General features: G+C 49.3%; 8 protein-coding genes and 2 pseudogenes. 1 reads left to right on the top strand and 9 read right to left on the bottom strand.

Annotated features, from left to right (window positions below):
* The 8 genes from KP22_RS21795 to KP22_RS13680 form a co-directional block, all read right to left on the bottom strand.
* On the bottom strand, positions 1-128 hold a 128-nt coding region (locus KP22_RS21795), incomplete at its 3' end, for a GTP-binding protein (RefSeq protein ID WP_000031650.1).
* Positions 129-197: 69 nt separating this feature from the next.
* Positions 198-2312: an elongation factor G gene (gene fusA / locus KP22_RS13710; RefSeq protein WP_039304694.1), complete on the bottom strand. Its 2115-nt coding sequence runs from the start codon at positions 2310-2312 to the stop codon at positions 198-200.
* A 96-nt stretch (positions 2313-2408) separates the two neighbouring features.
* The gene (rpsG, locus tag KP22_RS13705) at positions 2409-2879 is read right to left on the bottom strand and encodes a 30S ribosomal protein S7 (protein ID WP_009111198.1); all 471 of its coding nucleotides are present in this window, start codon (positions 2877-2879) and stop codon (positions 2409-2411) included.
* Positions 2880-2975: 96 nt separating this feature from the next.
* The gene (rpsL, locus tag KP22_RS13700) at positions 2976-3350 is read right to left on the bottom strand and encodes a 30S ribosomal protein S12 (RefSeq protein ID WP_005969567.1); all 375 of its coding nucleotides are present in this window, start codon (positions 3348-3350) and stop codon (positions 2976-2978) included.
* Positions 3351-3481: 131 nt separating this feature from the next.
* Positions 3482-3769, bottom strand: a complete 288-nt coding sequence (gene tusB, locus KP22_RS13695; RefSeq protein ID WP_039324756.1) for a sulfurtransferase complex subunit TusB — start codon at positions 3767-3769, stop codon at positions 3482-3484.
* Positions 3770-3786: 17 nt separating this feature from the next.
* Complete coding sequence (tusC, locus tag KP22_RS13690; RefSeq protein ID WP_039304698.1) at positions 3787-4146, bottom strand: sulfurtransferase complex subunit TusC; 360 nt, start codon at positions 4144-4146, stop codon at positions 3787-3789.
* Between the two features lie 9 nt (positions 4147-4155).
* On the bottom strand, positions 4156-4545 hold the full coding sequence (gene tusD / locus KP22_RS13685; protein WP_039304700.1) for a sulfurtransferase complex subunit TusD: 390 nt from the start codon (positions 4543-4545) through the stop codon (positions 4156-4158).
* On the bottom strand, positions 4545-5267 hold the full coding sequence (locus KP22_RS13680; protein ID WP_039304702.1) for a helix-turn-helix transcriptional regulator: 723 nt from the start codon (positions 5265-5267) through the stop codon (positions 4545-4547). The genes tusD and KP22_RS13680 overlap by 1 nt, the downstream gene beginning before the upstream one ends.
* 167 nt (positions 5268-5434) lie before the next feature.
* Between KP22_RS13680 and KP22_RS13675 the strand changes: the two are divergent.
* Positions 5435-5857 (top strand): annotated as a pseudogene (locus KP22_RS13675) (sensor histidine kinase family protein); the annotation flags it as partial.
* Here KP22_RS13675 and KP22_RS13670 read toward each other — a convergent pair.
* A pseudogene (locus tag KP22_RS13670) lies at positions 5858-6225 on the bottom strand (type III PLP-dependent enzyme domain-containing protein); the annotation flags it as partial.
* Positions 6226-6233: the final 8 nt, after the last annotated feature.

Genomic DNA, 6233 nt, shown 5'->3' with positions numbered 1-6233 from the left:
CTACCACCGTAGGTTTTAGCCAGAACGGTAGTGATTGCAGCGGTCAGCGTTGTTTTACCATGGTCAACGTGGCCGATAGTACCGACGTTAACGTGCGGTTTTGTACGTTCAAATTTTTCTTTAGACACGGCGATATTCCTTACTCAAATGCTCTCCCCCTATGGAGAGAGCACGGGATTTTGTTTTAACCCTGAGGCTTATTTGCCACGGGCTTCAATTACGGCCTGAGCAACGTTGTTAGGCGCATCATCGTACTTCAGGAACTCCATGGAGTAAGAAGCACGGCCTTTGGTCAGAGAACGCAGTTGAGTTGCGTATCCGAACATTTCAGACAGCGGAACTTCAGCATGAATCACAACACCAGTAACGTTGGATTCCTGGCCACGCAGCATACCACGACGACGACTAAGGTCACCGATGACGTCACCAGTGTTCTCTTCCGGCGTTTCAACTTCAACCTTCATGATTGGCTCAAGCAAAACAGGTTTTGCTTTCTTAAAGCCATCTTTAAAGGCGATAGAAGCAGCCAGTTTAAACGCCAATTCAGAGGAGTCAACGTCATGGAAAGAACCGAAGTGCAGGCGCACGCCGAGATCAACCACTGGGTAACCAGCCAACGGACCCGCTTTCAGCTGTTCCTGGATGCCTTTATCAACGGCAGGGATGTATTCACCAGGAATTACACCACCTTTGATGTCGTTGACGAACTCGTAGCCTTTCGGATTTGAGCCCGGCTCCAGCGGGTACATGTCGATAACAACATGACCATACTGACCACGACCACCAGACTGCTTGGCGTGTTTACCTTCGATATCAGTAACTTTCGAGCGAATTGCTTCACGATAAGCAACCTGTGGTTTACCCACGTTTGCTTCAACGTTGAATTCACGTTTCATACGGTCAACGATGATATCGAGGTGCAACTCACCCATGCCAGCGATGATAGTCTGGTTAGATTCTTCGTCAGTCCATACGCGGAAAGACGGGTCTTCTTTAGCCAGACGGCCCAATGCCAGACCCATTTTTTCTTGGTCAGCTTTGGTTTTAGGCTCGACTGCGATGGAGATAACCGGCTCTGGGAATTCCATACGTTCTAAAATGATAACGTTGTTCGGATCACACAGTGTGTCACCCGTCGTTACATCTTTCAGACCGATAGCCGCAGCGATATCACCTGCGCGAACTTCTTTGATCTCTTCACGCTTGTTAGCGTGCATCTGAACGATACGACCAAAACGTTCACGTGCTGATTTAACTGGGTTCAGTACGGTATCACCGGAGTTAACCACACCAGAGTACACGCGGAAGAACGTCAGGTTACCCACAAACGGGTCAGTAGCGATTTTGAATGCCAGCGCAGCAAACGGCTCGTCATCATTTGCGTGACGCTCAGCCGGTGTGTCTTTACCGTCGTCCAAAAGACCGTTGATCGCAGGTACATCAACTGGGGATGGCAGGTAATCGACTACCGCATCCAGCATCGCCTGAACACCTTTGTTCTTAAATGCAGAACCACAGGTTACCAGGATGATTTCGTTGTTCAGAACGCGCTGACGCAGAGCTTTTTTGATCTCTTCTTCAGTCAGTTCTTCACCACCCAGATACTTCTCCATCAGCTCTTCAGAAGCTTCTGCTGCGGATTCGATCAGGTTCTGGTGCCATTCGTCAGCCAGATCCTGCATATCAGCAGGGATATCTTCGTATTCGAAGGTCACGCCCTGATCGGCATCATTCCAGTTGATGGCTTTCATTTTCACCAGGTCAACAACACCGGTGAAACCTTCTTCAGCACCAATCGCCAATTGCAACGGAACAGGGTTCGCGCCCAGACGGGATTTGATCTGACCAACAACTTTCAGGAAATTCGCACCCATGCGGTCCATTTTGTTAACGAACGCAATGCGTGGAACTTTATATTTGTTTGCCTGACGCCATACGGTTTCAGACTGCGGCTGAACACCACCAACTGCGCAGTAAACCATTACCGCACCATCAAGTACACGCATAGAACGTTCTACTTCGATAGTGAAGTCAACGTGTCCTGGGGTGTCGATGATGTTTACGCGATGCGGTTCATACTGCTTAGCCATACCAGACCAGAATGCAGTAGTTGCTGCGGAAGTGATAGTAATACCACGTTCCTGCTCCTGCTCCATCCAGTCCATGGTAGCTGCGCCGTCATGAACTTCACCGATTTTATGGTTTACACCAGTGTAGAACAGAATACGTTCGGTAGTAGTGGTTTTACCGGCGTCGATGTGCGCACTGATACCGATGTTACGGTAGCGTGCGATGGGTGTTGTACGAGCCATTTGTATCCTCTGTTTACTAGGGCGTTCAATTTAGTTAACCCAAGCGGGTTGGCTATTTTTAGCGCCCGCTTGGTTAGCATAACTACAGCGAAGGGATTACCAACGGTAGTGAGCGAACGCCTTGTTAGCTTCGGCCATACGGTGAACGTCTTCACGTTTCTTAACAGCAGTACCTTTGTTTTCTGCTGCATCAGAAAGTTCGTTCGCCAGGCGCAGAGCCATAGATTTATCACCGCGTTTACGAGCAGCTTCTACGATCCAACGCATTGCCAACGCATTACGACGAACCGGACGGACTTCTACTGGTACCTGATAAGTAGAACCACCAACGCGGCGCGACTTAACTTCGACAGTCGGGCGAACGTTGTCCAGAGCTACTTCAAAAGCTTCCAGATGATCTTTACCAGAACGCTGAGCCAGGGTCTCCAGCGCGGTATAGACGATTGCTTCAGCAGTAGATTTTTTACCATCTACCATCAGGATGTTTACAAATTTGGCCAGCAGTTCTGATCCGAACTTAGGATCCGGCAGAATTTTACGTTGACCAATGACGCGACGACGTGGCATGGAAATACTCCGTTGTTAATTCAGGATTGTCCAAAACTCTACGAGTTTAGTTTGACATTTAAGTTAAAACGTTTGGCCTTACTTAACGGAGAACCATTAAGCCTTTGGCTTCTTCACGCCGTATTTGGAACGGGATTGCTTACGGTCTTTAACACCTGAGCAGTCCAGCGCGCCACGAACGGTGTGGTAACGCACACCTGGCAGGTCTTTAACACGACCGCCACGGATCAGGATCACGGAGTGTTCCTGCAGGTTATGACCTTCACCGCCGATATAGGAGGTAACTTCAAAACCGTTAGTTAAACGAACACGACATACTTTACGCAGTGCGGAGTTCGGTTTTTTAGGGGTGGTAGTATATACACGGGTACATACGCCACGTTTCTGCGGGCATGCTTCCAGCGCCGGAACGTTGCTTTTAGCAGCCTTCAGGGAGCGTGGTTTGCGTACCAGCTGGTTAATCGTTGCCATTCAAAAAGCTCCTGGGTTTTGCTTCGTAAACACGTAATAAATCGCCTCATGTTTGCGCGAGGCAAAGTATGAGGACGCAGAATTTTAGGGCTGGCAGTGGAAGGAGTCAAGAAATATACAAAAATTCGGCGTTACCACGCGAGTTGCTGGGGGTGTTCCACTGTCAGTTGAACAAACTCATTATAGTCAATGAACACCACGCTGCTTGAAATTTGTTCAGTTATACCTCTTGCCTCAGTATCAGGCCGGAGCGCATAAAGAAGCACCGCTGAATCAAGAAGACGAAGGATAATATCTCCATCAGCCAGGCCGGCGATAACACCATCTTGCAATAAGAGTAAAGCATCACCCTGATCCAAGCTGCGCAAGAGTGCATCCAGGTCAACGTGATAAGGAGAACGTGAGAGCGTATGAAGCATAAAGAGGAGATCCGTCGCTAGAATGAAAGGATGGAATGATAATTGGCCAGCTTGCTTCGCCATGCTTCTGGCGCTAACAGCTCTACATCCAAAACCCAGCCCGTATCTATACTCAACCCGCGCTGGCGCACGGAAGTCTCGCACAGATAGCAACATTCGATATCGTACAACGGCAATACACCAAACGTTGCGATGTAATTACGCATCAAAATCTTTTCTGGCTGTTGATGCGGCAACAGTTGAAGTACGCCATCGCCAACAAAAAATACGCCAATCTCTTCCGTCAGTGCTGACATCGCCAATAGCGCATCTAGCCCCTCTCGCCCAGAAGCACTCCCATGTGGAGAATGCGTAAAAACAAATGCGACTCGCTTCATAACGCTACCTTAAAACTGAATAACCCGATCGCAGGTCAGCACCGATTGCGCCAGTTCACCTAGCCCACTCAGAACAAAACCGGGTTGCAGATTCGCACCAGCAAGGTTGAGCTGAGTCGCTTGTTGCGCGTCGGTCACACCTCTGCGTAATGCAGCGGCGACACAGACATTCAGCGCCACCTGATGCATTTCACCCAACTGTTGCCAGCCACGGACAAGATCGAACTCATCATTAGCGGGTGATGTCAGTTGGTTGGCATTCAGCACACCTTCCCGATAGAAGAACACACTTTTCAGCTCGTGCCCCTCTGCCAACAACGCCTGCGCAAACTGCAACGCGCTACTCGCTTGCTGTGTACCGTAAGCTGGGCCAGTCACCAGCAAGCAGTAACTCAGCATCAACGTTCATGCCCACTGAAGTCGCCGCTTTTGAATTGACGAATGTAAAGATAAACCGTGTGCTTGGAGATATTAAGGCGCTCGGCGACCTGATTGATAGCATCTTTAATATCAAAGATACCTTTCTCATACAGGCTCAGTACGATTTGGCGATTTTTTGCATTATTGGAGACAGTGCGATCTGCATTGACCTCCTCAATAGAGAATTCCAGCGTTTGTGCAACAAGGTCGTCAACGGATGATGCGAAGTTAACAGAAGACGCAGCGTCATGCGTTTCAGGTGGAATAAAGGTCTGCACAATCTGGGAAAAAGGCACATCCAAATTCATGTTAATACACAACAACCCAACCACACGCTGATCGCGATTACGTATCGCAATCGTCACTGACTTCATCAACACGCCGCTTTTTGCGCGGGTAAAATAGGCCTTCGATACGCTGCTATCTTCGCCTGCCATGTCATGCAGCATGCGCAATGCAAGATCCGTAATCGGCGAACCAATCTTCCTGCCGGTATGTTCTCCATTCGCAATACGCACGGCGGAACATTTAAGATCCTCGAGCGAGTGCAACACAATCTCACAGTGCTCGCCAATCAACATGGCCAAGCCATCAACCACCGCTTCATACGATTTCAGGATCTCATAGTCCGTTTGACTGAACGGCCGTTCATCCAGCAAATCAAGCTCATAAGATTCGCCAGATACAAGCGAATTAGACATGGCAGACACCACCCTCAACGTCATTTATTTATTTTGTATTGACAGGGGCATAGTCTAGCAAATGTCCACTCTCGCGTCCTTGAATTTAACGGGCTTCCTCTTAAGGTTGTATTCATTTAATCCCGCTAGAGTCAGCGTCTTCTTTCCTCTCCACAATGGAAATCACGAGAACGCCGCTAGCCAGTATTCGTCTGCACCTGGAATTACACCAGCAACAACATCAGATTGGCTGTAGCCCACTCATCAAACGTATTGATAAAATGGAGAATACGGTGGAACAACTCTTACTGCTTGCGTGTGTCGGACAAGAATTTTCGGCAGGCCACCACCAGAATGTCGCGTTCCTGCAAGATGCCATCTTTCCTATGCAGGATGAACTGTCCGAGATGCTGCAAAAACGTCATCAGACGCTGAAATGGATAGTACCGCAGGAAGATATCACTTTGCGCGGTGACGCCACATTGCTCCAATTGCTGTTACACAATCTGGTAGAAAATGCCTATCACTATAGCCCGGAAGCAATCCAGATCACCGTGAGTCTGGTTACCCGGCAACACCTTGAATTACAGATCGAAGGTGAAGGGTCGGGTACTGGCCTCGCCTGAGGTATTAACCTTTACGAAGACATCCAGCGAGCGTCCTTCAACGTGCAAGCGACGATCCAGCGCTTCAACCAGCCGCAGGCTATCCAGAAATTCGCTAGCGAAGCATGCCACCAGCTTAGCCTTGCTGGTTTGCAGGTGGCCAATGACCGACCACTGTAAGTTGGCTAAATCCTGCATGGCTTCCCATTTGCCGTATGCCTCATGCACCTTGTTCTCACCCAATATCCGGCAACCTGCCGTGTAGGCCATACGCAGACGTCTGGCTTGGTCTTGCTAACTGGCCGCAAGCGAGCGGTTGCAGGATCGCGACCGTGGCTGTCGTGGTGAGTAGGTGTATCGGAAGATATCGGCATCAGCCTAA

The sequence above is a fragment of the Pectobacterium betavasculorum genome (assembly GCF_000749845.1).
In the GTDB taxonomy this organism is placed as follows: Bacteria; Pseudomonadota; Gammaproteobacteria; order Enterobacterales; family Enterobacteriaceae; genus Pectobacterium; species Pectobacterium betavasculorum.
Note: the sequence above shows the minus strand (reverse complement) of the source record. Positions and strands in the feature narration are given on the sequence as shown.

Coding starts and splice junctions, on each gene's coding strand:
- fusA (WP_039304694.1), bottom strand. CDS start 2,312: ATGGCTCGTACAACACCCATCGCACGCTACCGTAACATCGGTATCAGT.
- rpsG (WP_009111198.1), bottom strand. CDS start 2,879: ATGCCACGTCGTCGCGTCATTGGTCAACGTAAAATTCTGCCGGATCCT.
- rpsL (WP_005969567.1), bottom strand. CDS start 3,350: ATGGCAACGATTAACCAGCTGGTACGCAAACCACGCTCCCTGAAGGCT.
- tusB (WP_039324756.1), bottom strand. CDS start 3,769: ATGCTTCATACGCTCTCACGTTCTCCTTATCACGTTGACCTGGATGCA.
- tusC (WP_039304698.1), bottom strand. CDS start 4,146: ATGAAGCGAGTCGCATTTGTTTTTACGCATTCTCCACATGGGAGTGCT.
- tusD (WP_039304700.1), bottom strand. CDS start 4,545: ATGCTGAGTTACTGCTTGCTGGTGACTGGCCCAGCTTACGGTACACAG.
- KP22_RS13680 (WP_039304702.1), bottom strand. CDS start 5,267: ATGTCTAATTCGCTTGTATCTGGCGAATCTTATGAGCTTGATTTGCTG.